A 24,369-nucleotide genomic window follows, 5' to 3' on the forward strand; every position below is an offset into this window, starting at 1 on the left:
TTATAGTAACATTATAATGGGTGCATATGGTGTAAAAACTTGACAATAAATACTATTGTAATATAATGAAGTTATAAATATAGTAAATTAAAATAGCTAGGGGAGCCAAGAGCTGAGAGGTATACCGACCCTTACACCTGATCTGGATAATACCAGCGTAGGAAAGCTTAGTAAAAATTCAAGTATGTATTATTTGTGATATATGCTATTTCTAAGCTATACCTATTGTAGGTATAGCTTTTTTAATTAAGTTATTTAAATTAAACTTTAGGAGGCAACAATGAGTAATTATAAAATACCAACACTTACAATAGCCGGCTCTGATTCATCTGGAGGAGCTGGGATTCAGGCTGATTTGAAAACGTTTAGTGCAATTGGTACTTATGGTATGAGTGTAATAACAGCTATAACAGCACAGAATACTAAAGGAGTTTTTGCTGTAGAGGATTTAAATAAGAAAATAATAAAAAAACAAATAGAGGCAGTCTTTGAAGATATACCTCCAAGAGCTGTAAAAATAGGAATGGTTTCAAGTCCTGAGATTATACTTGAAATAGTTGAGAATCTAAAGAAATACAATCCAAAATATTTGGTTGTGGACCCAGTAATGATATCTAAAAGTGGATATTATCTATTAAAGCCAGAGGCAAAAGAAAACTTAATTAAGTATTTGATACCACTTGCATACATAATTACACCAAATATACCAGAGGCAGAAGAAATAACAGGAATAAAAATACATAATGTAGATGATATGAAGAGAGTAGGAGAAGAAATACTACAACTTGGACCTAAATTTGTACTTATGAAAGGAGGTCATTTAGATGGAGAAGCAGTGGATATTTTAGTTGGTAAAAATATATTTAAAGTTTATAAAAGTGAAAGAATTGATAAAAAAAATACACATGGAACAGGGTGCACATTATCTTCTGCAATAACATCTTATCTAGCATTAGGATATGAAATAACAGAAGCAGTAAATCTAAGTAAAATCTATATAACAGAAGCAATAAAAAGAAGTTTTGATATAGGTCATGGAGTAGGACCAGTACATCATTTTTATAAATTTGAGTAATAAAAAAATATTGGAGGTAAAATATGTATAATTTAATTAAAGATGTAAAAAAATTAAATCCATTGGTAATTCATTATACTAATAATGTAACTATAAATTATTGTGCTAATGTAACTTTAGCTGTAGGAGCAAGTCCTCTTATGAGTTTTTCATATGAGGAAGTAGAAGAAATGGTAAGTGTAGCAAACTCTGTAGTAATAAATATAGGAACTATGAACTCAAATATGTTGGATTTATTCCTATTAGCTGGAAAAGCAGCAAATAAGTACAATAAACCTGTTGTTTTGGACCCAGTTGGAGTATTTGCAAGCAAAGCGAGAGCAGAACTTACAAGTAGACTTTTAAATGAAGTCAAATTTAGTGTTGTTAAAGGGAATGTATCAGAAATAAAGTTTATAGGTGGCTTTAATGTAAAGGGTAAAGGTGTAGATTCATTTGATGAAGAAGAAGATTCTACTGAGATAATAAGAAAGATTGCTGAAAAGCTTGAATGTGTAGTTGTAGCAACTGGAAAAATAGATATAATAACTAATGGTAAAGGTACATATAAAATAAACAATGGAACTGATAAATTAAAAGGAATTACAGGAACTGGATGTATGACTGCTAGCTTGATTGCAAGTTTTATGGCTGTTACTGAGAATATATTAGAAGCAGCAACAATGGGTGTTCTTACAATGTCTTTAAGTGGGGAATTAGCTAATTTAAATAATCCACCAATAGGTACATTTAAAGAAAATCTTATGAATGCTATTTATCAAATGGATATAGATACTTTAAGTAAAAATTCTAATATTGAATTTTTAAATTAATAAAGAGTAAGGGAGACTTAAAATGATTGATAAAGAATCTTTAAAAAAATGTTTAAAGTTGTATTTAGTAACTGACTCTGAAATGCTTAAAGGTAGAGACTTTTATAAATGTCTTGAAGATGCAATATCTTCTGGAATAACAACTGTACAACTTAGAGAAAAAAATGCTTCTGGAAGAGAGTTTTTAAGAAAAGCTATGAAACTTAGAGAAATAACTAAAAGATATGGTGTTAAGTTTATAATAAATGATAGAGTGGATATAGCACTTATTTGTGATGCAGATGGAGTACATGTAGGACAGAGTGACATTGATGTTAGAGAGGTTAGAAAGCTTATAGGAAACAATAAAATTCTAGGAGTATCAGCAAGAACTTTAGAAGAAGCTATTTGTGCAAAAAATGATGGCGCAGACTATTTAGGTGTAGGGTCTATATTCACAACATCTACTAAATTAGATGCAAAATCAGCTTCGTTTGAAACTGTTAAAGAAATTAAAGAAAAAGTAGACATGCCATTTGTACTAATTGGAGGTATAAATTTAGACAATATAGATAAACTTAAATGTTTAGAAAGTGACGGGTATGCTATAATATCAGCTATATTAAAAGCTGAAGATATCTCTAAAGAAGTGGAAAAGTGGACATTAAAAATATAAAATTGGCTCTGGTAGTGAAAAAAATGGAAAAATTTGATATAATCTAAGAGTAAAATTTAAGCAATTATAAATGATAAACTTTTCTACATATACTTTTTAATCAAGATATATGTAGATTTGGTTAAAAAGGAGCTATAAATGATTAGGATATTGTTAGTGTGTGTTGGAGGCATGTCTTCTACCCTATTGGTAAATAAAATGGAGAAGGATGCAAAAAAAAGAAATATAGACTGTAAAATATGGGCAGTTGGAGAAGGAGATATAAAATCGGAGCTTGATAACTTTGATATTTTACTTCTTGGACCACAACTTAGATTTATGCTTGATGACGTAAAGTCTATAGTTGGAGATAGAGCTCCAGTATCTATAATAGATATGGTAAACTATGGCACTTGTAATGGTCATGCTGTGTTAAATTCGGTTTTAGAAATATTAAAATAAATAATAAAAGTGGATTCTATATAATAGAGTCCATTTTTATTATTTGTTATTAATAGGCTTAAAACTTAGCTTACCATTTCTTTTTTTAATCTCCACATAGCAAGTGAAAAACTTGAACAGCACAATATTAAAAATAGTAGGATAAAAGGCAGTATATCTCCAATAAGAATAGTCTCACCAAATATTAAGCTACGTAAAGCGTTAATAACATGGGTAAATGGATTGAGCATCACTGCTACTTTTAATCCTCCAGATAAACTTTCTATAGGGAAAAGAGCTGAACTTAAAAAGAAAATAGGAAGTACAATTGCAGTCATAATTGTTTCATAAACTATTTCATTTGGCAATAATAAACTTATAGAATAAGCTAGACTTGATAAAAAGAAGGCTGTCATAAATATCAGTACTATCATAAGTAGGATTCCACCAATGCCAGATTCTATCCTTACTGAGAAGAATATACTTACTATACACAAAATAGTTACTTCTATGAAAGAAACTAAGATAGCTTCTAATAATTGACCAAGGACGATTGAATACCTGCTGATAGGTGCAATTAAGACTCTATAGAAACTTCCACTGTTCTTCATTATAAAGTTTATAATACCACCACTACTACAAGAAGAAAACACAACCAGTACAATGATACCTGGTAGTATAAAAGCAGTATAATTATTGATATTTATATTATTCATAGTTTGGTTTGCAATAGAACTATAAAGCACAAGCCAAAGAAAAGGTTGTAATATAGTAACTACAAATGAGATTGGATTTTTAAAACGCCACTTCATACTACGCCATAAGATATTTAACATTCCCATTCCTCCTTTAAGCTTTTTTTAGAACTTGTAAGTGCTAAAAATACATCTTCGAGACTTGGCTCTACAATTTCTATTGCATCAAATTCTATATCATGTTCTAAAAGCCATTTATTTATTAAAGTAAAAGCAGTTCTACTATCGTTTACACTTATAAAAATTGAATTTTCTCGTACGCTCATAAACTTTACTAAACCAGTACTTTTAATTGAATCTTTATATTTTTTTATATCTTCAGTATTATGAAAAGTTATACGTAGTATATTTTGTCTAATGTAACTACGTAAACTTGATGGTGTTCCTTGTGCTAAATCCTTTCCATTCTTCATAATACAAATATTATCACTCAATTGTTCAGCTTCTTCAAGATAATGAGTAGTTAGAAATATAGTTGTGCCATACTCATCTCTAATTTTTAATAACATATCCCACATAGATTTTCTTGAATCGACATCCATACCAACAGTTGGTTCATCTAAAAATAGGATTTTAGGAGATGATACCATATTCATAGCTATGTCCAATCTACGTTTTACACCCCCTGAATATGATGAAGTAGGATATTTTAAGTAACTAGATAAGTCAAACTTATCAATTAAAGAGTCTATTCTTTGTTTTGCAATCTGTGGTTCTACTTTATACATTTTACTTTGAAATACCATATTTTCCATAAGGGATAAATGTTCATCAATAGAGATTTGCTGTGCTACACAAGCAATTTGAGTACGTATCCAAGAAGAATTATCTACTAAATCTTTTCCAAACATTTTTACATTTCCAGATGTAGGTTTGTAAAAGGTAGTCAAAATATTTATAAGAGAAGATTTACCAGCACCATTAGGACCAAGTAAAGAAAAAATTTCTCCAGCATTTACATTAAAGCTTAGACCATTTAAAGCTTTCACACCATTTTTATATTCTTTTACTAAATTGTCTATTTCAATCGCTAACATATATTATTCCTCCTCTTTAAGTGGAAATATTATCTCTGTAATATAGTTATCTGGGTTTCCTTTTATCAACATACCTGGTCCTTTAATAAATACTTCTCTCCAAGGAGTTTGTATTTTTATATTATTTTCATGAATATATTTAAATATCATTTCATACGTTTTTGGCAAATTACTATAAGAGCCTGTGTGAGTAAAAAATAAAGCTTTTGTTTTAGGAAATTCTTTTGTAGTTATACCCATACGATTTGGAGTTTCAGCAGTTGGAACACATAATTCCATTTCTGCAACACCAGTTTTTTGGTCAACATCATAGTAGCAAAAGAATGGTGCACCGTTAGACTTTCCTTTTATAGCTTTAAATACATTTGGAAAATACTTTGTTGCCTCAGTCATAGGTCCATTATAACGCATGGTAGCCACTGTGACTGATTCGATATTTTTGATTTCAATTTTGCAATTCATTTGTTTACCTCCTAATGTGTGTTCATATTCTTACTAGATTTTTAAGCATTAATACATATAAGATTTTGATTAGTTGAAAACATATAATCTTATCTCGTTTGCTTGTTTTCAAGTCTAACATAACATAAAATATATATCCTCTCATTTGATGCTCCATTTTGTAAAGTTATTATTTAAGCTTTACTTTAGATTTTTTAGCAAATTAAAATAAAGCAATTTATAAAATAAGTATTTACAAATTAAGTGTATTAATCGTATAATACACTTAATAGGATACTAGATAAAGTCTGAAATAAAGGCGTATTTTTTTAAAGTAAGTGTACTATCGTATTAATACACTAGAATAGGAGGAATCATGAATTTTGAATTAGATAATACAACTCCCATTTATTTGCAAATAGTAAAGTATATAAAGAGACAAATAGTAACAGGAGAGTTGAAACCAGGAGAGACAATACCATCAAGAAGAGAAATGGCACTTAATCTAAAAGTAAACTTAAATACAGTTCAAAGAGCATATAAGGAGATGGGTGATATGAATATAATAAATACTTTTAAAAATTATCAAAGCAGTGTAACAGTTGATGAAAATATATTAAAAAATTTAAAATTAGAGCTTATAAATGAATCACTATCTGTTTTTATAGAAGATATGAAAGCAATAAATGTTAGCAAAGAAGAAGTTTTAAAAATAATAGAAGATAAGTATTAGTTTTTTAACAAATAGAAAACTTAGTTTAGAAAGTTTATTTATAAGCATATTGGATGTGGAGGATAGTAAATATGATAGAAATAAAGAATGTCAGCAAAACATATAAAAGGATGCAAGGGCTTAAAATAAGAAAGATAGAAGCTTTAAAAAATGTAAGTTTTAATATAGAAAAGGGAAAAATAACTGCATTACTTGGTATAAATGGTGTTGGTAAATCAACCATGTTAAAAGCAATAGCAGGACTTATAAACATTGATAGTGGAGAAATTCGTATAGATGGAGAAAAAATAAATGAAAAAGTATACAATAAATTGGCTTTTGTTCCAGATGTACAATCTCACTTTAGCAATACAACAATAAAAGAAACATTTGAATTTATGGAAATTTTTTATTCAAAGTGGAATAAAGAAAAATCAAAAGAAATGATGGACATATTTAAATTGGATGAAGATGAAATAATTGATAACTTGTCAAAAGGAAACATTGCAAGAGTAAAATTAATACTTGGATTTTGCCAAGACCCAGAGTACATACTTCTTGATGAACCATTTACAGGAATTGATTTGTTTAAGAGGGAAGAGTTTATAGGAGTAATAGCGCAATATATGGAGGAAAATCAAGCCATTATCATAACTACTCATGAGATAGTAGAGATAGAAAGTTTAGTTGATGAGGTTGTAATTCTTGATGAAGGGCAGATTATAACTTCATTTAATGCAGAAGAATTAAGAGAAAGAGAAGGTAAATCTATATTAGATAAGATGAGGGAGGTATATAAGAATGAATAAACTTCTATATCTAATAAATGTAGATTTGAGAAGAAGCAATAAGTTTTATATAGCTTATATATCATTTTTTTCATTAATTACACTTAGTTTAAATTTATTCGAAATTAATAAATTTAAAAATTCTAAATTTATTATGAACTTAGCAATAGAAGATTTTGGAGGTATATTTTATGGACTAGGGATACTTAGTAATCTTGGTTTTATCCAAAGTATATTGTTCTTTGGGATATTGGGACTTTTTATATACTATATTTTTATGTGGAAAAGAGAGTTCTTTTCAAATAATCAAAGTATTTATACACTTATGATGTTACCTCAAAATAAGTTTAAGATTTGTATATCTAAATCAATAGCCTTGATAACAATGATATATGGTTTTTTGATAAGTCAGACAGCAACATTATTTATATGTAAATATATATTTAATTTCATTTTTAGAAATATGCCTATAATCAATATGAACTTTGCCAAAGATTTATATTATTTAAACTTGAAGAGTATACCAATTGATTTTATCTCTTTTATGGCTATTTATGTATTTTTACTACTTATAGCTATTTCTATTGTAAATTGCTGTATATTATTTATCTTTTCCTATATAAATAAATTTTATGTAATTTTAATCACTTTGCTGATTATAGCAGGCTTATATTTTTCAACAATATATATAAATATAATCACTTTATTTAGAAAATATTATAATCTTATAGGATTTCAATTTAACAATTTAGTAGCAGGGTTATTAAGTTTTTTAATTATAATGTTTATTCTAAATGGAATATCTTATTTGCTAATTAAAAAGAAAGTATCTCTTTAAGGAGGGGTGGTATGAAATTAAAATCTAAAATATCTATATTTATTATATTTTTGACTTTAGCAATATATTTTAGTATAGGTTTATTAAATAATGAAGATAATTTAAAGATAAAAACTATAAAAGGTGACTCTAATGAATTAGACCATATAAACATAAATTTTGGATATGCTTTGAATGGATATATAAATTCATATTATACAATAAATGGAAGTAACAAAACCAAAAAGACTGAATTAATAAAACTACAAAAGGATAGTAAGAACACAAATAATTTAATTGATGTATCTAGTGGTTCAGATTTAATTGCTCATGTTGGATTTGAAATGAATGAGGAGTCAAAAGATATAAACTTTGTGATAGATGAGAAAAAAGAAGATTTAGAAAAAGGTGTATTTCCATCAGAAGGTAGTGATAAAGAAATTGAATATGAAAAATTAGATATGAATAATTTTACAAGGACAAGATATAAAGTAGATAAAAGTACAGATGATTATTATGCAAAGATACTAGCATCAAAAAGATATAAAAAATACTTATATGTATCTGTACTTTATGCTACAAGTGATTCATCAGAAAATAACAAAGAATATTCAAGTACTATAGATATAATAAAAATTAATCCAGAAAATAAAAAAATCAAGACTATAAAAAGTATAAATTTAAGTAATTATTTTTCCGAAAAATACCAAAACATAGAGAACATAGGTGTAAGTTATGCTAGCAAATATGAGGATAAGATGTATATTTTAGTAAATGTACTAAATACAAACATAGGTGATAATAGTAATTCTAAATTTCATTTACTTGAGTATAATCTTGAAGAAAATAAGGAAAGCATAATGGAATTAAAAACTGATAGCAAAATGGCTTTAGCAAAAGCAAAGTTAGAAGCTAATAAATTATATATGGTAATGTCGAATGATTATGATAATAGTTCAATTACAGAGTTAAATTTACTTACCTATAATATATTAGATAAAAGCTTAGATGAAGATAAATATGTTTTAGATAATAGAGAAAAAAGAGGAATTAGAAGTATTGAAATTGATTCAAATAAAATCGTTGCATATACATCAAGGCTAAACTCTATATTATCTTGGGATGATAAATTTATGCTATATATAATAAATAAAAATTCTAAGGAAATTGTATATGAAGGAGAATTACAATTTAACAGTTCAAATAGTATGTTAGAATTTGAAATAAAGTAGGTGAGTTGATGAAAGATTTAATAAGATTATTCGAATTTGAATTAAAAAGAAATATAAAGAATTATATATTTATAATAATTTGTTGTTGTTCTTTTGTAATTTTAAACATAGTAAAAAATTTAAATGACTATAATTACATAATAGAAAATGCAGTTAAAAGTGAACAGTTAACAAAAATCGGAAATACGATAGAAACGGTAAATGTTACAGGTTTCTCAAGCTTTAGAAATATAATGGGTTCTACAGAATCGTGGTTTATGTTTGGTATAATTGCATGTATTTGCTATGCTTTTTTTATTTGGTATAGAGACTTTAATGGTAGAAGTAAATCTATATATACACTTATAATGCTACCTAAAAATAGAATCAATATTTATATATCTAAATTATTAAATATATTATTTCTAGTGTATAGCTATACAGTAGTACTTACAATATCTTTGTTTATTGCAAGTAAGTTGTTGCCTAGACATATGCTTGGTAATGTCACAAACTATGGTTTTGTACAAGAAACAATATATGAGTTAAAAATGTTACTTCCATATAGCTTTGAAATACTATTTGTAGAGTATATATTTTTATTGATAGGATTTGTATCTGTAGTATTTACATCAATTCTTATAAATAAATCTATTTATAAAGTAAGCACTTTAATAAGTTTTCTATTTTTAGTTATAGAAATTTTAGTGTTTATAATTTCTATAGAATTTATTATACCTTACGAATACAGTGATGTATTTACTGTTCTATATTCAAGTATAAACATATTTGTATGTAGTCTTATATCTAATAAACTTTTGAAGCAAAAGATTGACTTTTAGGAGGGATATTATGAAAGCAAAAAATATAGGAAAATATACAATATGTTTTATAATAGTATGTTTTTTAATGATTACTATGACCTTAATATTGAGTTATTTTAATAAGGATAAACTATCTGTAAAAACTTTAAAAGGCAATGTAAAAGATATAGGGAGAGTAAGTGTAGTATATACACCTGATATAAGCAAATTTTCTTATGAGGAGGTAATTATAAGTAAAAATGGAGTAAGAAATAATACAAACCCAAAATCAAGAATTAGAAATGATTATTTAAATATTGACAAAAAATACAGTGACTTTGTTAATGATAAAGGAAAAGAATTTATATATAAAGATGATTTGAATATAGGAGAAGCGTATACCTCTGTTAAGTCTGATTTAGTACAAGGAATGAATGCTTTAAATGATTGTATAAAGGTTTCAAATAAAAATTTAAAAAGTGGGGTAGAAGAAAATTTTGATATTAATTTAAATAAGTCTGATTTTAAAGAAAATAGTTGGAAAACCTTATTTAACAAAATATATAAAGGTAATTTATATATGGTAATTAGTGAAACTAATATTTCAGGTTCTAAAGTCAATAATATTTGTATATTAAAGATAGATATAAAAAATAAGTCTTATAAATTATTAAATAGATTTAATTTAGGATTACAGAATGGAGAACAACAAAATATCAATGAAATTAAATTTTCTATTGGAAGTAAATTATACTTAGAAATAGTAAATAATAAAAGTAAAAATGGATATATTGAAGGACATGATAGTTACTCTAACTTTATTATATATGATATAGAAGATAACACTTTTAATATAAGTAATAAATTTATGGATAATCTAAACAAAGAAAAGAATGCAAATCCAAAGGAGATTGGCTTATTAAGTAAAACTAAGCTAGATTATATGGTAAAAAATAATAAATTGAATCTTATAGTTACGGATATGAGTAATTCCATAACTAATCTTGTTTATGATATTAATTCTAATGAGATTAAATTAGAAGATTATGAGATACTTGATTTAAAAGTAGATTATAATGAAGCATCATCTGGAGTTAGGAAAGTTAAGCTACTGGATGATAAGATATATTCTATTTCAGGTATTAAGAACAGTATATCAGGAGAATTAAAAGGATTTAAAGGGGTTGTTGATGTAGTCGGAACTAAGCCAGTAAAATTTCAAGTATTTGATATGAAACTTAAAAAGAATATTTATGAAGCTGAGCTAATAAATGGAGATATAAGTTTACAAGAAAAGTTATTTTTTGTTGCAAATTAAGTGTTAGAATTAATTTTAGAACTTTAAACTTTTATATGTATCACAGATAAGTATAAGTAAGGGAGTGTCTCAAAATAAACTTTTTAGCTCATGAGACACTTTTTTTATATGAAATCAAATATATTTTCATTGTTTAGATTTATTTTGATAATGAAAAAAAGATTATCTTTATTTTAAGAAAGACATTTATTTATAATTATATACAAAAATATTTTTTAATGTTTTTGTGTATAATTATAACAATTTAATTTATATTAATGCACTTAAATTTGAAATAGAATGCTTATAGTGGTAAAATTAATTATTAGAATATTAGAAATAATAAATAAATAATACATTGTACTTAAAAGGGGGAGAAATTTAAGATGAACAAAAAATATATTAAAGCAGGGAATTTAATTGATGGAACCGGAAATAGTATTATGCAAAATAAGGGTATAATTATTGATGGAGATACTATAGTTGAAATTGAAGATATAAGAGATGATTTAAATGGATATGATGTGTACGATTACTTAGATAAAACTGTTATGCCAGGCATTATGAATTGTCATGTTCACTTGACAATGGAGCCAGTTGGAAATCCAAAGATATATTATGATAATGTATCAGATGTAGAGCTTGTAGTAAATACGATAAAACAACTTGATGCTTATTTGGATTCAGGAGTAACATATATTAGAAGCTTAGGTTGTCCCAAATATGTGGATGTACAACTTAAAAATCTTATAGACAAAGGGTCTATAGATGGTCCTGGTATAGTTACTTCAGGTCCAGTTATATGTATGACAGGAGGGCATGGATATTATTTTGGTATTGAAAGTGATGGAGTGGATGAATGTAGAAAATCAGCCAGAACAGTTTTAAAAAATGGAGTAGATTGTGTAAAGATAATGGCAACTGGAGGTGTAACAACTGATGGAGTTGAGCCAGGGTCACCACAATTAACTTTGGAGGAAATGAAGGCTGCTGTAGATGAAGCTATAAAAGCAGGTAAAATAACTGCCACACATGCACAAGGAAGAACTGGTATAAAAAATGCAGTGCTTGCAGGAATTACTTCTATAGAACATGGTGTTTATTTAGATGATGAAATAATTGATTTGATGCTTGAAAGAGGAACTTACTTAGTTCCAACTGTGGCTGCACCATATTTTATTCTAAATGCAGGAAAAGAAAGTGGAATAACTGAAGCTACTCTTAGAAAGTGTGAGATTGTTGCCATTCCACACAAAGAGTCATTCCTAAAAGCATATAAAAAAGGAATTAAAATTGCAGTTGGTTCTGATGCAGGAACTTCTTATAATGAACATGGAAAAACATATTATGAAATGAAACTAATGTCAGATTATGGTATGGATAATATGGATATAATAGTTGCTGCTACAAAAACAGCATCTGAACTTTTAAGAATTGATAAAAATTATGGAACTCTAGAAAAAGGAAAGAAAGCAGATGTTATAGTTGTAAATGGAAATCCAGTAGAGAATATAGACGTACTTGCAGATGTGTTAGCAGTATTTAAACTTGGTAAAAAAGTTAGATAAATAGTATAAAAATAAAAAAGAGTGTCTAAAGAAATTTTTAAATAATTATAGACACTCTTTTTTATTAGTAATAATTAAATCTTTTATACTTTAGAAAATAGATTCTATTTTATATTTAGATATAACTCTTTAAAATCATTCTTATGCAATATAATCTATAGAATCTACACATACAAAGTATATTCTTGAATCATTAGAATTTCCAAGTACTATAACATCATTTTTCTTACCTAGAACTTCAACACCAGTTAGAACCAAACTACCAGCTACTACAGTAACTTGATTATTTATATTTGACATATAAAGATTATCTAGGATACCTTTATTACAACAGCAATCATCACAATCGCAGTTACAATTACATTCTTTGTAATGTTTTTTATCAAGATAGTAACCTAAAGATGCTATGAAATCTTCATAATCTGCAGGTGTAATATCAAATGCAACAGCTTTAAGATTACACAATGATGCTAAATCTACGTTTGCTAATGGAGTAGATGCAGCAAGTATAAAATCAATTATAGCAGCAAGTATTGCATCTAATATAGCCCCAAGGTCTATCGTAGGAGGAATAACTGCATCAATAAGTGCAATTAATTCAGCTACTCCTGGTATAGTTCCTATAGTATTAATTAATCCCTCAAGAGTTAAAGGGACTGGAATAGGATAAGATACTCTACCAGCTATATCTATTAAATCACAGTTACAAGCAGAAAATCTTTCAAAAGTACCATCAAGTCCAGATAAATTATCTTTTGGAGGAGCTGAAAGATCTATACCTACCAAATTAGCACCTACTATAAAGAAATCTGAGATAAAAGCAAATTGATTAAAGTTTACAAAAGGTCTTAGAGCATCATATCTTAGAAGTTCTAAGGCCTCTCTCATACTTTTTTTACAACAACATTGTTTTATTTTAGGTTCTTTATATTTATTTGGATAATTATAGTATCTATCAGCTACTTGATAATTTTCATAGTATCTTTCATTTGTATTTGGATAATCTTCCTCATATTCTTGTGTAAATCTAAAGTCCTCTCTACATTTATTATTTTCCACTAAATACACTCCTTTTATATTTTAATTTAAATGTATAGATAATTAAGCTTATCTATATAGTAATATTATATTTATAATGTAAAAAAATGTTACAAAAGATATTATAAACAAATAAAAAATAATAATTTGTCAGATAAACTTGTAAATTTTTATGAATAATCCATTCTAAAACAAAAAACTGTGTATAAAAAAGGTTTATATGTTATATTTATATAAATATAACATATGAACGAGAAAGGAGTGGTTTGATAAATGATTGAGGTAGATAAATTGTGTAAGTCTTTTACAAGGGTTGTAAAAGATGATAAGAATAAAAGTTCAATAAGAAAGCTAAAGAAAGTAAAAACTAAAAAAGAAGAATTTTTTGCTGTAAATAATGTTTCATTTAAAGTTATGGAAGGTGAAATTGTTGGAATATTAGGTCCAAATGGTGCAGGAAAGACTACATTACTTAGAATGTTAGGTGGCATATTAACACCAACATCAGGAAGTATAAATATTTCTGGATATGATTATTCAATAGATAGAAATTCAGCAAAAAAAGAAATAGGTTATCTCTCTGGAAATACAAAACTATATGGAAGGCTTTCTCCGAGAGAACTTCTAACAACTTTTGCAAGTCTATATGAGATGTCAAAAGAAGATATAGAAGAATCAATTGAAAATATTGTAAAAATAATGGATATGAGTGAATTTATAGATAATAGAATTGAAAATCTATCAACTGGTCAGACTCAAAGAACATCTATAGCTCGTTGTTTAATACATTCTCCAAAAGTATATATTTTTGATGAGCCAACACTAGGTCTGGATGTTTTAAGTAGTGCATCTATTATAGATTTTATGAAGAATGAAAAACTAAGGGGAAAAACTGTTCTTTACTCAACTCATTATATGGAAGAAGCAGAAACTTTATGTGACAAGATTTTTATGATTCACAATGGGAAAATAATTGCATCAGGAACACCACAGAGTTTAAAAGAGGAATCTGGAGTAAATAATTTGAGAGATGTATTCATAGAACTTGCCAGAAAGGAGGACATTTAAATGAGAAGTAAGATTGTAAAATACATATTTAAAAAAGAAATGTTAGACATATTGAGAGATAAAAAGACTTTATTTATGATGATTGTTGTGCCACTTCTTTTATATCCTTTACTTATGTTATTAATGATTCAAGTAATGAATATGTCTGCAAGTAGTATGAATAGTAAGGACATTAATATAGCTTTTAATAATAAACCTAATAAGGTTTTAGTATCCATGATTGAAGATGATAATTTAGAAAAAGATACTAAAAATACTTCAAATGATAAAGGCAAAATAAGAGTGTTAGATGTAGATAACTATAAAAAGTCATTAGAAGAAAATAAAATTGATGCTTATATAAAGATGGAAGAAAAAAAATCATCTATAAATTATCAAATATATATAAATTCTTCTCAAGAAAATTCTTCTAATGCACTAAAAAGAATTGAAACTGTTTTGGATAAATATAAAAGATTTACCATAGAAAAAACTTTATCTGAAAAAGGATTAGATGTACAAGCTACTTTAGAACCAATAACATATAGCACTGTAGATGTTGCAAAGACGGAAGAAGTGGCAGGATACTTTTTAGGTCAGATACTTCCATTTATATTAATAATAGGAGTTTTACTAGGTTCAATATATCCAGCAATAGATGTTATGGCTGGAGAAAAGGAAAGAGGTACATTAGAAACATTATTTACACTCCCAATATCAAACTTAGAACTGGTTATGGGAAAATATATGGCAGTTTCTCTTAGTGCAATAGTAACAGCAATTTTAAACATTTTATCTATGGGACTGACTATGGCATTTATTTTAGTTAGTGGAGGTATTAGTAGCCAATTTGGTTTTGGAAACTTTAATTATGGAGATTTAGTCTTACCAATTATAACTACTTTAATTTGCATATGTCTTTTTTCAATGGTAGTTTCAGCAATAAGTATGTGTGTATGTTCATTAGCAAAAAGTTTTAAAGATGCTCAAAACTACATAACACCTCTTATGTTAATTATTATGATACCATCATATGTTTCTATGATACCAAATATAGTATTAGATAGAGTAACAGCTGTAATACCTGTAGTAAATATATCTTTACTTATAAAAAGTGTATTATCTTTTAAAAGCGATTTAAATTTAATAGCCTTAGTTTTAGCATCAAATGTAGCCTTTGTTATATTGGCAATCATACTACTGTCTAAGATGTTCAATTCTGAGGAAATACTTTTTGGTAATAGTAAGAGTTTCTCTTTCTTAGAGAAAAGAAGTAATATAAAAAAAGGGTCTATACCAACTGTAAGTGATGGTGTTATTTTATATGCAGTAGGATTAATTCTATTGATTTATGTTGGTTCTTTAGTTCAAATTAAATTTGGTATGGCAGGTATTATAATGACACAATTCATGATAATTTCTTTACCATTATTATTTGCATACTATATTAAAGCTGATTTTAAAGAGGTATTTAGCTTGACAGTTCCTAAATTAAAGCATGTGTTTGGGAGCATTGTTCTTTGGATTGGTGGATACATACTTATTATGATTATAACACAGCTAATTTTATTCTTATTTCCTCAAAATATGGAAGTTGCTGAAAGTTTAAATAAGGCTCTTTTTATCAAAGATAGTGTTTTACTGAATTTACTAGCAATAGCTTTATTACCAGCTATATGTGAAGAAATGTTTTTTAGGGGATTTATATTTTCTTCATTTAGTAAATCAAAAGATAAAAATAAGTCTATCAAGCTAGCTATAATATGCAGTGGGGTACTATTTGGTATTATGCATATGGATTTTATTAGAATAATTCCAACATCAATATTAGGTATTATATTTGCATATAGTGTGTATAAATCTGGTTCAATATTTGTATCAATATTATTGCATTTTTTAAATAATAGTGTAGCAGTTGTGTTAAATCATTATACAACTGGAAATATAACCAACTTATATAAATTTGTTGAAGTTGATTTTTCGAACTTAAATGTACTTAAATTTGCCTTAATTCTTCTAATAAGTCTTATATTAATTATGTTAGGATTAAGAGTTTTAGATAGAAAGTCTTTAAGAAATTAAGTATAAAGTTATTATATAGATTAAAATATTAATAAGCACTAAAGTATATGGATATATCTTGTATATAAAAATACTTTAGTGCTATTTTATATATTTTAATTATATGAATTATTTATCGTTTCATTTATGTAATGAAAATGTTATATAAATGAAACAATAAATAATTTTTATTTTAGAAATTTATATTTAAATAATCAAGTTGAAAGTGAGATACTAAAAAAATTAATTTAGGAATTATTTGATTTATTCATTTATAAAAATTAATTACTGATTTGTCGAAACCATTGTAATAAGAAAAAAATGAAAAAATAAAGTGTGAATATGTTGCAAATACTGTATTTTAATAAAAAGTAGTCATTTCTTGTAAAATGGATAGTTTTGAAAAGAAAATATTAAAATTATAATATAAAAATAAAATTTTTCAGACAATTTAAACAAAAATAATCACCTTTTAATAAATAATTATATGCCAAAATAATCCAATTTATTTTCTATTATACCTATATGAAATATATAAATCAATAGTTAAGACAATGAATATGCTACATTCTATAATTATAGTAGCAGAAAATTTTACAAAATTAAAGTAGATATAAACTATCCATTTTACAAGAAATGGAAACTTTTGAGATGTACTTATTTGCTAATAAAATAGAGGTGTTTTAATGGGAGGAAATTTTTATGAGGAATTTACAAAAAAAATTGATGTTTTTTTTATTTATTTGTATAATTTTACAAATTACATACACAACACCAGTCTATTCTTTATGCAAACTCTATAAAAACAACTCCATAAATAACTTTGAGTCTATTGTGTCTAATAATCAGCTTATTAGCAAACATGCAATACAAATAATACTTATTATGGCTATAATATGTGTAATACTTATATTCTATATAATATATGATAAATTAAATTTTAAAATTAAATTGCAAAGGATAGCATATACAGATAATCTTACAGGAGCAAATACTATAGATAAATTTGTAATTGATGCTAACAAAATACTATGTAAAAATACTCAAGTAAAGTATGCTTTATTATATATAGATATTGATAAATTTAAATATATAAATGATTTATTTGGATATGAAGTTGGGAATGAAATTTTGCGTAATTTAACAAAGATTATTAAGAGTAATATATTTGAAGAGGAAATGTTTGCAAGAATATCTGCGGATAATTTTATTATAATTATGAAATATATAGAAGAAGAAGATATAACAAAGAGGTTAAAAACTATATTTGAAGAATTAGACTTGTTTAATAATAATCAAGAAGAAAAATATAAGTTAGTTTTAAGTTGTGGAATCTATTTTATACTTCCAGAAGATAGAGATATCAACTCAATCATAGATAGGGCTAATATACCTCATAAAATGGCAAAGGGAGGACATAAAAGTTCATATGCATTTTATGATAATAAGATTCATGACCAAGAGATAAAAGAAAAAGAGATGGAAAATACAATGTTTTCAAGTCTAGAAAATAAAGAATTTATTATATACTTACAACCTAAGATAGAACTTAATACAGGAGAGATACAAGGTTCAGAAGCACTTGTTAGGTGGAAACGTCCTGATAAAGGGCTAATACCTCCAAATGAATTTATCCCATTTTTTGAAAGAAACGGTTTTGTTATAAATTTAGATTTATATGTGCTTGAAGAAGTATGTATATACCTTAGAAAATGGATTGATGCAGGAATAAATCCAGTTACTGTTTCAGTTAATGTTTCAAGGATACATTTATATTGCAATAATTTTATAGAAACATACAAAAATATAATTGATAAATACAATATACCTGCAAAGTATATAGAACTTGAATTAACGGAGAGTATCATATTTGATAATTTTGATATTTTAATTGATATAATGAATAATTTAAAAAAAATAGGATTTTTAATATCTATGGATGATTTTGGTTCAGGGTACTCATCATTAAATATGTTAAAAGAAATTCCTATGGATATCTTAAAACTTGACCAAAAATTTATTATGGAAACTTATAATAGTAAAAGAAGCAAAATAATTGTTACTAAAGTAATAGAAATGGCAAAAGAGTTGGGTATGAAAGTCATATCAGAAGGAGTTGAGACAGAAGAACAGTTTAAACTTTTAAAAGAAGTAAAGTGTGATATGGCACAAGGATATTTGTTTGGAAAGCCAATGCCAATTGAAGAATTTGAACATTTAATTGTATCCAACTTGATAAGAGGGTAATTAATCTGTAATATAAAGAATTTAATAAATTGTGTTAAAAATGGACTCTAATGTAGTGTTCATTTTTTTTGTAAAATTTTTTATACTTTTACTAAAAAGTAATTGACATATACTTTGTATTATTATATTATTGTATTAACAACTTAATACAATAATATAATAAGGAGGCATGAACATGGAATGGGAACTTGATAATAACAAACCTATATATATACAATTAGTAGAACATTTAAAGTTAAAAATAATTTCAGGGGAAATTAAAATAGGATCTAAATTAGAAACAGTGAGAGCACTAGCAGAAGATGCGGAAGTTAATCCAAATACAATGCAAAAGGCTCTAACAGAACTTGAAAGACAAGGTTTAGTTTATAGTCAGAGAACTAAAGGAAGATTTGTAACAGATGATAAGGAAAAAATAAAAGCTATGAAAGAGGAAATAGCTAATGTGGAGATAAATACATTAAAAGTAACCTTAGAAAAGCTTGGATATGATAGAGATGAAATGCTAAAACTTATTACAGAAAATCTGAAAGGAGAATTATAAAATGGATAAAAATATAAGCAATGTTTCTCAAGATGGAATAGTTGAATTTAAAGGTGTAAACAAGAGTTATGGAACTAAGAATGTTTTAAAAAATATTGATTTAAATATACCAAAGGGAAAAATAGTCGGGCTGTTAGGACCTAATGGAAGTGGCAAAAGTACAATGATTAAGCTAATGAATGGATTATTACAGCCTGATAATGGTGAAATTATGATAAATGGAATGAAACCATCCATAGATACTAAAAAAATAGTTTCATATTTACCAGAAAGAACTTATTTAAATGATTGGATGAAGGTATCAGATTTACTTAAGTTTTTCTATGATTTTTATAGTGATTTTGATGTTAGAAGAGCAAATGAGATGATTAAAAGCTTAGATATTGATGTAAATGAAAAGCTAAAGACAATGTCTAAAGGAACTAAAGAAAAAGTTCAACTTATTTTAGTAATGTCAAGAAATGCGAGCATATATATATTGGATGAACCTATAGGTGGTGTTGACCCAGCTGCAAGGTCATATATACTTAAGACTATATTAAAAAATTATTCTGAAGATAGTACTTTACTGATTGCTACCCACTTAATAAGTGAAATAGAAAACATATGTGATGAGATAATATTCATATCAAAAGGAGAAATAGTGTTACAAGGAGACGTTGAAGCAATAAGAGAAGAAAAAGGAAAATCTATAGATGCATTATTTAGGGAGGAATTTAAATGTTAGGTAAATTATTAAAATATGAGTTAAAAGCAAGTGGAAGAATATTTATACCGTTATATATAGCCATATTGATAGTAGCTGTATTTAATGGAATATTTATGAATACAAATATACTTCAGGTACAGGGAATAGGAATACTAGTATTAACAAGTCTTTTTATGGCATTAGGAGTTTTAACTATTGTAGTTACAATTCAAAGGTTTAGAAAAAATCTTTTGGGGGATGAAGGTTATTTAATGTTTACTCTTCCTGTTAGCACTAGTTCACTTATATTATCTAAATGTATAACAGCACTTATATACGCTGTACTTAGTTTTATAGTTGCAGTATTCACTTTTGGAGTTCTTATGCTTTTTGGTACTTCTGGAATTTTACTACCTGAAATTTTAGATTTGTTTAACACTAGTTTTAAATGGATTTCTGAAAACTTTTTAGATATTTTATTATTAGTAGTAGTAATGTTTATTTCATATTCATCATTTATTTTGTTATTATATACATCAATCTCAATGGGACAATTGCCAAAATTCAATAAACATAGAAACATAGTGGCATTTGCTTCTTTTATAGCTATAAATATAGTAATATCAATTGTTGGAGATGCAGTTGGAAGCATCTTACCAAATGAAGATACAAATATGGTATATCATCTTTATCAGAGTCCTAGTTTTATGCTTGCAATACTTGGTAGTCTTGTAGTTGCAATAGCGTTATTTTTCGCTACAAAATTTATATTAGATAAAAAATTAAATTTAGAATAAATGTTTTTATATGGAGCTATCTTTTGAGTAATGTTAAAAGATGGCTCTTATTATTTATGTAGTTAATTCATGTATATAATATGAATAGTGTTTTATTTCTAGTTAAATATATACATATGTTGTATAATGATATTGCGTGTAAAAATTTGTAAGAATAACTATACACTTTATATAAGTTATATCAAGAAAATTTAAAAATATATGGATTTGAGGGAGAAGATATGAAAAGTTATACAAAGGCTAAGTGGAGTGTTTGGGGTATAATTACATTTTCATTTGTTTTAGTATTATTTTTAAGGATGTCAACTGCTGTTGTTTCAGACAATTTAGCAAATGAGTTAGGTTTTAATTCTATACAAATTTCAAATATAGCATCCTTTTGCCTATATGCATATGCATTTATGCAAATACCTGCAGGAATTTTGATTGATAAATATGGAGCAAGAAAAATTAGCAGTCTTGGAATAATAATGGCAAGTTTAGGGTCAATTTTATTTGGTTTGATTCAAAGTATAGAATTAGCATATATTTCTCGTGTAATTGTAGGGGCAGGAACATCAGTAATATTACTTTGTATTTTAAAAATTCAAGGGAGATGGTTTAATAAGTCAGAATTTGCTTCTGCAACAGCTAAATTTTCATTTGTAGGAAATTTAGGTGGAGTTCTTGCTACTTTTCCACTTGTGTTTTTGTCTGAACTTGTTGGTTGGAGAAATTCATTTTTATTAATCGGTATAATTGGTGTTGTAATTGGATGTTTTATGTATATTATTGTTAGAGATACACCAAAAGAGTATGGATTCAATGTAGATACTGAACCCTATGAAAAGTCAGAGAAGGTTAATATTGTTGATGGTATTAAGTCTGTTATAAAGAACAAATCAACATGGTATAATTCAATGATAATGTTCTCTTTTGTTGGTCTTACAAGTGCATTTATAAGCTTGTGGGGAGTAAGATACATAATGGACGTTTATGGTGTGAGTAAGAGTTTTTCTGCGTTTATAGTATCATTTTTTACATATGGATTTATATTTGGTTCAATAATTATGGATTTTGTATTTGCTAAAATAAGGTCTAGCAAATTTAATATAATAAAATTTGGAGCAATGATAGATTTGTTTATATGGATTGTAATTGTAGTTGTATACCAGGTAAAACCACCAATTATAGTTTTACCAATATCATTCTTTATTATGGGATGTATAGTTATGTCACATCTACAGGTTTTTAATGATACCAAGTATAAAAATAAAGAAATTTATTCTGGACTGGCAACTAGTGTTATTAATACTTTTGAATTTATAGGAAGTGGAATTATTAATTTGATTATAGCTATCTCTTTACAAGTAAATTCATATAATATAGTTGATGGATATAAAAAAGGTTTTGTAGTATTTATAGTACTAAGTATTATAACTATAGTATCATCTCATATAGGGGTAAAAAATGATGATTTTAAGGCTATATAGTGTTTTATTAATAGTTTAATTTAGTATTATATTTTGCATATATATAACAAATAGTTTGCATTTTCCTAATATGTATAATTGGAATATAAATCTTGTTTACTATGTACAAATGGTATTGTATTATATTAAATAGAAAATAAGAACTTTAAACTATAATATTGGTTCTAAAATATAAGGTAAGGAGTTTTTTATGGATACGACGAAAATAGATGATATAAGCAAGTTAGATTTAAATAATTTAGATATTAATAAGATGGATATGGGAGGTATAATGGAAAGTCTGCTAGAATGGGCTACTACAAGCGGAGTAAAACTTATAATAGGCATACTTATACTTTCTATTGGATTTAAAATAATAAAAAAATTTGTAAACCATGTTATGTTATTACTTAGTAAAAGAGATATTGATTTAACTTTAAGAAAGTTTTTAAAGTCTCTTCTTTTGAGTGTACTTAAAGTTGCCGTTATAATCATTGTTCTGGAATATTGGGGAATGAGTTTGTCCAGTTTTGCTGCTGTGATAGCATCAGCAGGGGTAGCAATAGGTTTGGCTTTACAAGGTAGTCTATCAAATTTTGCTGGAGGATTTATTATACTATTGATTAGACCTTTTAAAGTAGGAGATTACGTAGAAGCAGCAGGTCATGGAGGAACGGTTGAACAAATAGGTCTTTTTTATACACAATTGGTTACTCCAGATAATAAACAGATACTTATACCTAATGGTTCTGTATCAAATGATAGTCTAATAAACTATTCAGCAAAGAATACTAGACGAGTTGATTTGACTTTTAGTGTAGGGTATGAAGATGATATACTACATGTTAGAAGAGTACTTAAAGATATTGTTAATAATCATAAATTAATAATAAATGAACCAGAACCATTTATAGGAGTAGTAGAACATGGAGATAATGCTATTAAATTTGCAACTAGAGTTTGGTGCAAGACAGAAGATTATTGGACAATTTATCTTGATTTACTAGAAGAGGTTAAAGTTAAGTTTGACGAAGAAGGAATTACGATTCCATATCCTAAAATGGATTTAACGGTAAAAGAATTAAACAAAATTTAATTTTTTAATATAGTGTTTAAATTTAAGAATATCATATAGATATACTTATAAGGTTTGTAAAAAATTAATAAGTACTGTTATTTTGTAAGTAAAAATATAAAAAAATGGGAGTGTCTCAAAATGAACTTTTTAGTTCATGAGGCACTCTTTTTGTACGAAATAAAATATATTTTTATTATTTCAACAATGAAAAAGAGGCTTGTTTCCATTTTGAGACAGTATAATTTTTATGTAACTTTAATTTTAGTAAATATAAAGTTTTAAAATTGATAAAATAGGAGGAATTTTTAATATAAAAGGGTAAATAAAGGGTTTAGAGGGCATAATATAGAATAAATTAATATATTTAAGGAGGGTTTTTATGTGTAAAAAAACGTATTTATTAGTGGTAAGTATGCTTATAGCGGGTTTATTAACTGCATGTAGTGGGAGTCCAACTAAGGATTCAGGACAAGCACAAGATAATACAAAAAAGGAGGCAAATGCATCAAATAACGCTTTAAAAGATGAAAAAAATAATGAAAATTTAATGGAACAAGATTTTAAAGTGCCATACACAGATGCAATAAACATATTTAAAGATAAATATAAGGATGCTGATATAGTAGATTTAAGTCTTGAGAGAGATTTAAATAAATTTGTTTATACTGTGGAAGGTGTAGATGATAATAATGAATATAAGATGAAAATTGATGCTAATACAAAAGATGTATTAGAAGATAAAACAGAAAAGTTGGATTCAGAAGATTTAAATGGAGTTGCTAGAAAAGAAAAATTAGATTTAAATGACATAATGACACCTCAACAAGCTATGGAAATTGCATTAAAAGAACAAAATGGAATAGTTAAAGAATGGAGTTTAGACAAAGATTTAGATGTTACTTTTTATAAAATAAGAATAGATAAAGATAAAAATGAATATGACATAAAAGTAGATTCTAAAAAGGGAACTGTATTGAAGGTAGAAAAAGAAGATTAGAAGATTTAAACTATCTTTAAAATAATTTCT

The 24,369-nt window shown here is 26.4% G+C and carries 24 protein-coding genes and 1 riboswitch; of the genes, 20 read left to right on the forward strand and 4 right to left on the reverse strand.

Annotated elements, in window-relative coordinates:
• Positions 1-88: 88 nt before the first annotated feature.
• Positions 89-181: riboswitch (TPP riboswitch) on the forward strand.
• 99 nt (positions 182-280) lie between these two features.
• The 4 genes from thiD (at position 281) to CDIF1296T_RS08455 (ending at position 2,983) form a co-directional block, all read left to right on the forward strand.
• Positions 281-1,075, forward strand: a complete 795-nt coding sequence (gene thiD / locus CDIF1296T_RS08440; protein WP_003436492.1) for a bifunctional hydroxymethylpyrimidine kinase/phosphomethylpyrimidine kinase — start codon at positions 281-283, stop codon at positions 1,073-1,075.
• A gap of 23 nt (positions 1,076-1,098) precedes the next feature.
• Positions 1,099-1,887: a hydroxyethylthiazole kinase gene (gene thiM, locus CDIF1296T_RS08445; protein ID WP_018112777.1), complete on the forward strand. Its 789-nt coding sequence runs from the start codon at positions 1,099-1,101 to the stop codon at positions 1,885-1,887.
• A 22-nt stretch (positions 1,888-1,909) separates the two neighbouring features.
• The gene (thiE, locus tag CDIF1296T_RS08450; RefSeq protein ID WP_003436488.1) at positions 1,910-2,542 is read left to right on the forward strand and encodes a thiamine phosphate synthase; all 633 of its coding nucleotides are present in this window, start codon (positions 1,910-1,912) and stop codon (positions 2,540-2,542) included.
• A gap of 138 nt (positions 2,543-2,680) precedes the next feature.
• Positions 2,681-2,983 carry a PTS sugar transporter subunit IIB gene (locus CDIF1296T_RS08455; protein ID WP_003436486.1) on the forward strand — a complete coding sequence of 101 codons (303 nt, stop codon included), beginning with the start codon at positions 2,681-2,683 and terminating at the stop codon, positions 2,981-2,983.
• 65 nt (positions 2,984-3,048) lie between these two features.
• Here the strand turns inward: CDIF1296T_RS08455 and CDIF1296T_RS08460 are convergent, their stop codons facing one another.
• From CDIF1296T_RS08460 to CDIF1296T_RS08470, 3 genes are read right to left on the reverse strand one after another with little or no spacing between them, the layout of a single operon-like run.
• On the reverse strand, positions 3,049-3,798 hold the full coding sequence (locus tag CDIF1296T_RS08460) for an ABC transporter permease (RefSeq protein ID WP_009896760.1): 750 nt from the start codon (positions 3,796-3,798) through the stop codon (positions 3,049-3,051).
• Entirely contained in the window at positions 3,792-4,754 is a 963-nt protein-coding gene (locus CDIF1296T_RS08465) for an ABC transporter ATP-binding protein (protein WP_009896762.1), read from the reverse strand. The genes CDIF1296T_RS08460 and CDIF1296T_RS08465 overlap by 7 nt, the downstream gene beginning before the upstream one ends.
• Before the next feature lie 3 nt (positions 4,755-4,757).
• Positions 4,758-5,216, reverse strand: a complete 459-nt coding sequence (locus CDIF1296T_RS08470) for a GyrI-like domain-containing protein (RefSeq protein WP_009889503.1) — start codon at positions 5,214-5,216, stop codon at positions 4,758-4,760.
• 355 nt (positions 5,217-5,571) lie between these two features.
• Between CDIF1296T_RS08470 and CDIF1296T_RS08475 the strand changes: the two genes are divergently transcribed.
• From CDIF1296T_RS08475 to CDIF1296T_RS08505, 7 genes are all read left to right on the forward strand, one after another.
• A complete protein-coding gene (locus CDIF1296T_RS08475; protein WP_003436478.1) occupies positions 5,572-5,928 on the forward strand; it encodes a GntR family transcriptional regulator in 357 nt (118 codons plus the stop codon).
• A 71-nt stretch (positions 5,929-5,999) separates the two neighbouring features.
• On the forward strand, positions 6,000-6,716 hold the full coding sequence (locus CDIF1296T_RS08480) for an ABC transporter ATP-binding protein (protein ID WP_009893181.1): 717 nt from the start codon (positions 6,000-6,002) through the stop codon (positions 6,714-6,716).
• Positions 6,709-7,533, forward strand: coding sequence for an ABC transporter permease (locus CDIF1296T_RS08485; protein WP_009896763.1), 825 nt, complete (start codon positions 6,709-6,711; stop codon positions 7,531-7,533). The genes CDIF1296T_RS08480 and CDIF1296T_RS08485 overlap by 8 nt, the downstream gene beginning before the upstream one ends.
• Before the next feature lie 11 nt (positions 7,534-7,544).
• Positions 7,545-8,744 (forward strand): hypothetical protein, encoded by a 1,200-nt coding sequence (locus CDIF1296T_RS08490; protein WP_009896764.1) that lies wholly within the window; start codon positions 7,545-7,547, stop codon positions 8,742-8,744.
• A gap of 8 nt (positions 8,745-8,752) precedes the next feature.
• Positions 8,753-9,565: a hypothetical protein gene (locus CDIF1296T_RS08495; RefSeq protein ID WP_009896765.1), complete on the forward strand. Its 813-nt coding sequence runs from the start codon at positions 8,753-8,755 to the stop codon at positions 9,563-9,565.
• 10 nt (positions 9,566-9,575) lie between these two features.
• On the forward strand, positions 9,576-10,844 hold the full coding sequence (locus CDIF1296T_RS08500; RefSeq protein ID WP_009896766.1) for a hypothetical protein: 1,269 nt from the start codon (positions 9,576-9,578) through the stop codon (positions 10,842-10,844).
• Between the two features lie 365 nt (positions 10,845-11,209).
• The gene (locus CDIF1296T_RS08505; protein WP_003436463.1) at positions 11,210-12,391 is read left to right on the forward strand and encodes a metal-dependent hydrolase family protein; all 1,182 of its coding nucleotides are present in this window, start codon (positions 11,210-11,212) and stop codon (positions 12,389-12,391) included.
• Between the two features lie 141 nt (positions 12,392-12,532).
• Here CDIF1296T_RS08505 and CDIF1296T_RS08510 read toward each other — a convergent pair whose 3' ends face one another.
• Positions 12,533-13,450 carry a CotA family spore coat protein gene (locus CDIF1296T_RS08510; protein ID WP_003436448.1) on the reverse strand — a complete coding sequence of 306 codons (918 nt, stop codon included), beginning with the start codon at positions 13,448-13,450 and terminating at the stop codon, positions 12,533-12,535.
• A gap of 252 nt (positions 13,451-13,702) precedes the next feature.
• Here CDIF1296T_RS08510 and CDIF1296T_RS08515 point away from each other — a divergent pair, with 252 nt between their 5' ends.
• The 9 genes from CDIF1296T_RS08515 to CDIF1296T_RS08555 all read left to right on the forward strand — a co-directional run bounded on the left by CDIF1296T_RS08515 (position 13,703) and on the right by CDIF1296T_RS08555 (position 24,339).
• Complete coding sequence (locus tag CDIF1296T_RS08515; RefSeq protein WP_009896767.1) at positions 13,703-14,497, forward strand: ABC transporter ATP-binding protein; 795 nt, start codon at positions 13,703-13,705, stop codon at positions 14,495-14,497.
• Complete coding sequence (locus CDIF1296T_RS08520) at positions 14,498-16,558, forward strand: ABC transporter permease subunit/CPBP intramembrane protease (RefSeq protein ID WP_009896768.1); 2,061 nt, start codon at positions 14,498-14,500, stop codon at positions 16,556-16,558.
• Positions 16,559-17,239: 681 nt separating this feature from the next.
• Complete coding sequence (locus tag CDIF1296T_RS08525; RefSeq protein ID WP_009896769.1) at positions 17,240-18,784, forward strand: putative bifunctional diguanylate cyclase/phosphodiesterase; 1,545 nt, start codon at positions 17,240-17,242, stop codon at positions 18,782-18,784.
• A gap of 175 nt (positions 18,785-18,959) precedes the next feature.
• A complete protein-coding gene (locus CDIF1296T_RS08530) occupies positions 18,960-19,328 on the forward strand; it encodes a GntR family transcriptional regulator (RefSeq protein WP_003430051.1) in 369 nt (122 codons plus the stop codon).
• A gap of 1 nt (position 19,329) precedes the next feature.
• Positions 19,330-20,055, forward strand: coding sequence for an ABC transporter ATP-binding protein (locus CDIF1296T_RS08535; RefSeq protein WP_003436372.1), 726 nt, complete (start codon positions 19,330-19,332; stop codon positions 20,053-20,055).
• Positions 20,049-20,813 carry an ABC transporter permease gene (locus CDIF1296T_RS08540; protein WP_003436375.1) on the forward strand — a complete coding sequence of 255 codons (765 nt, stop codon included), beginning with the start codon at positions 20,049-20,051 and terminating at the stop codon, positions 20,811-20,813. Before CDIF1296T_RS08535 ends, CDIF1296T_RS08540 begins: the two co-directional genes overlap by 7 nt.
• Before the next feature lie 221 nt (positions 20,814-21,034).
• Positions 21,035-22,285: an MFS transporter gene (locus tag CDIF1296T_RS08545; RefSeq protein ID WP_009896770.1), complete on the forward strand. Its 1,251-nt coding sequence runs from the start codon at positions 21,035-21,037 to the stop codon at positions 22,283-22,285.
• 190 nt (positions 22,286-22,475) lie between these two features.
• Entirely contained in the window at positions 22,476-23,360 is an 885-nt protein-coding gene (locus CDIF1296T_RS08550) for a mechanosensitive ion channel family protein (RefSeq protein WP_009896771.1), read from the forward strand.
• A gap of 361 nt (positions 23,361-23,721) precedes the next feature.
• Complete coding sequence (locus CDIF1296T_RS08555) at positions 23,722-24,339, forward strand: PepSY domain-containing protein (protein WP_009896772.1); 618 nt, start codon at positions 23,722-23,724, stop codon at positions 24,337-24,339.
• Positions 24,340-24,369: the final 30 nt, after the last annotated feature.

Source organism: Clostridioides difficile ATCC 9689 = DSM 1296, from assembly GCF_001077535.1.
Taxonomy (GTDB): domain Bacteria; phylum Bacillota; class Clostridia; order Peptostreptococcales; family Peptostreptococcaceae; genus Clostridioides; species Clostridioides difficile.

Bases quoted from the DNA above. Each gene is read 5' to 3' on its own strand.
- thiD (WP_003436492.1), top strand. From the start codon at position 281: ATGAGTAATTATAAAATACCAACACTTACAATAGCCGGCTCTGATTCA.
- thiM (WP_018112777.1), top strand. From the start codon at position 1,099: ATGTATAATTTAATTAAAGATGTAAAAAAATTAAATCCATTGGTAATT.
- thiE (WP_003436488.1), top strand. From the start codon at position 1,910: ATGATTGATAAAGAATCTTTAAAAAAATGTTTAAAGTTGTATTTAGTA.
- CDIF1296T_RS08455 (WP_003436486.1), top strand. From the start codon at position 2,681: ATGATTAGGATATTGTTAGTGTGTGTTGGAGGCATGTCTTCTACCCTA.
- CDIF1296T_RS08460 (WP_009896760.1), bottom strand. From the start codon at position 3,798: ATGTTAAATATCTTATGGCGTAGTATGAAGTGGCGTTTTAAAAATCCA.
- CDIF1296T_RS08465 (WP_009896762.1), bottom strand. From the start codon at position 4,754: ATGTTAGCGATTGAAATAGACAATTTAGTAAAAGAATATAAAAATGGT.
- CDIF1296T_RS08470 (WP_009889503.1), bottom strand. From the start codon at position 5,216: ATGAATTGCAAAATTGAAATCAAAAATATCGAATCAGTCACAGTGGCT.
- CDIF1296T_RS08475 (WP_003436478.1), top strand. From the start codon at position 5,572: ATGAATTTTGAATTAGATAATACAACTCCCATTTATTTGCAAATAGTA.
- CDIF1296T_RS08480 (WP_009893181.1), top strand. From the start codon at position 6,000: ATGATAGAAATAAAGAATGTCAGCAAAACATATAAAAGGATGCAAGGG.
- CDIF1296T_RS08485 (WP_009896763.1), top strand. From the start codon at position 6,709: ATGAATAAACTTCTATATCTAATAAATGTAGATTTGAGAAGAAGCAAT.
- CDIF1296T_RS08490 (WP_009896764.1), top strand. From the start codon at position 7,545: ATGAAATTAAAATCTAAAATATCTATATTTATTATATTTTTGACTTTA.
- CDIF1296T_RS08495 (WP_009896765.1), top strand. From the start codon at position 8,753: ATGAAAGATTTAATAAGATTATTCGAATTTGAATTAAAAAGAAATATA.
- CDIF1296T_RS08500 (WP_009896766.1), top strand. From the start codon at position 9,576: ATGAAAGCAAAAAATATAGGAAAATATACAATATGTTTTATAATAGTA.
- CDIF1296T_RS08505 (WP_003436463.1), top strand. From the start codon at position 11,210: ATGAACAAAAAATATATTAAAGCAGGGAATTTAATTGATGGAACCGGA.
- CDIF1296T_RS08515 (WP_009896767.1), top strand. From the start codon at position 13,703: ATGATTGAGGTAGATAAATTGTGTAAGTCTTTTACAAGGGTTGTAAAA.
- CDIF1296T_RS08520 (WP_009896768.1), top strand. From the start codon at position 14,498: ATGAGAAGTAAGATTGTAAAATACATATTTAAAAAAGAAATGTTAGAC.
- CDIF1296T_RS08525 (WP_009896769.1), top strand. From the start codon at position 17,240: ATGAGGAATTTACAAAAAAAATTGATGTTTTTTTTATTTATTTGTATA.
- CDIF1296T_RS08530 (WP_003430051.1), top strand. From the start codon at position 18,960: ATGGAATGGGAACTTGATAATAACAAACCTATATATATACAATTAGTA.
- CDIF1296T_RS08535 (WP_003436372.1), top strand. From the start codon at position 19,330: ATGGATAAAAATATAAGCAATGTTTCTCAAGATGGAATAGTTGAATTT.
- CDIF1296T_RS08540 (WP_003436375.1), top strand. From the start codon at position 20,049: ATGTTAGGTAAATTATTAAAATATGAGTTAAAAGCAAGTGGAAGAATA.
- CDIF1296T_RS08545 (WP_009896770.1), top strand. From the start codon at position 21,035: ATGAAAAGTTATACAAAGGCTAAGTGGAGTGTTTGGGGTATAATTACA.
- CDIF1296T_RS08550 (WP_009896771.1), top strand. From the start codon at position 22,476: ATGGATACGACGAAAATAGATGATATAAGCAAGTTAGATTTAAATAAT.
- CDIF1296T_RS08555 (WP_009896772.1), top strand. From the start codon at position 23,722: ATGTGTAAAAAAACGTATTTATTAGTGGTAAGTATGCTTATAGCGGGT.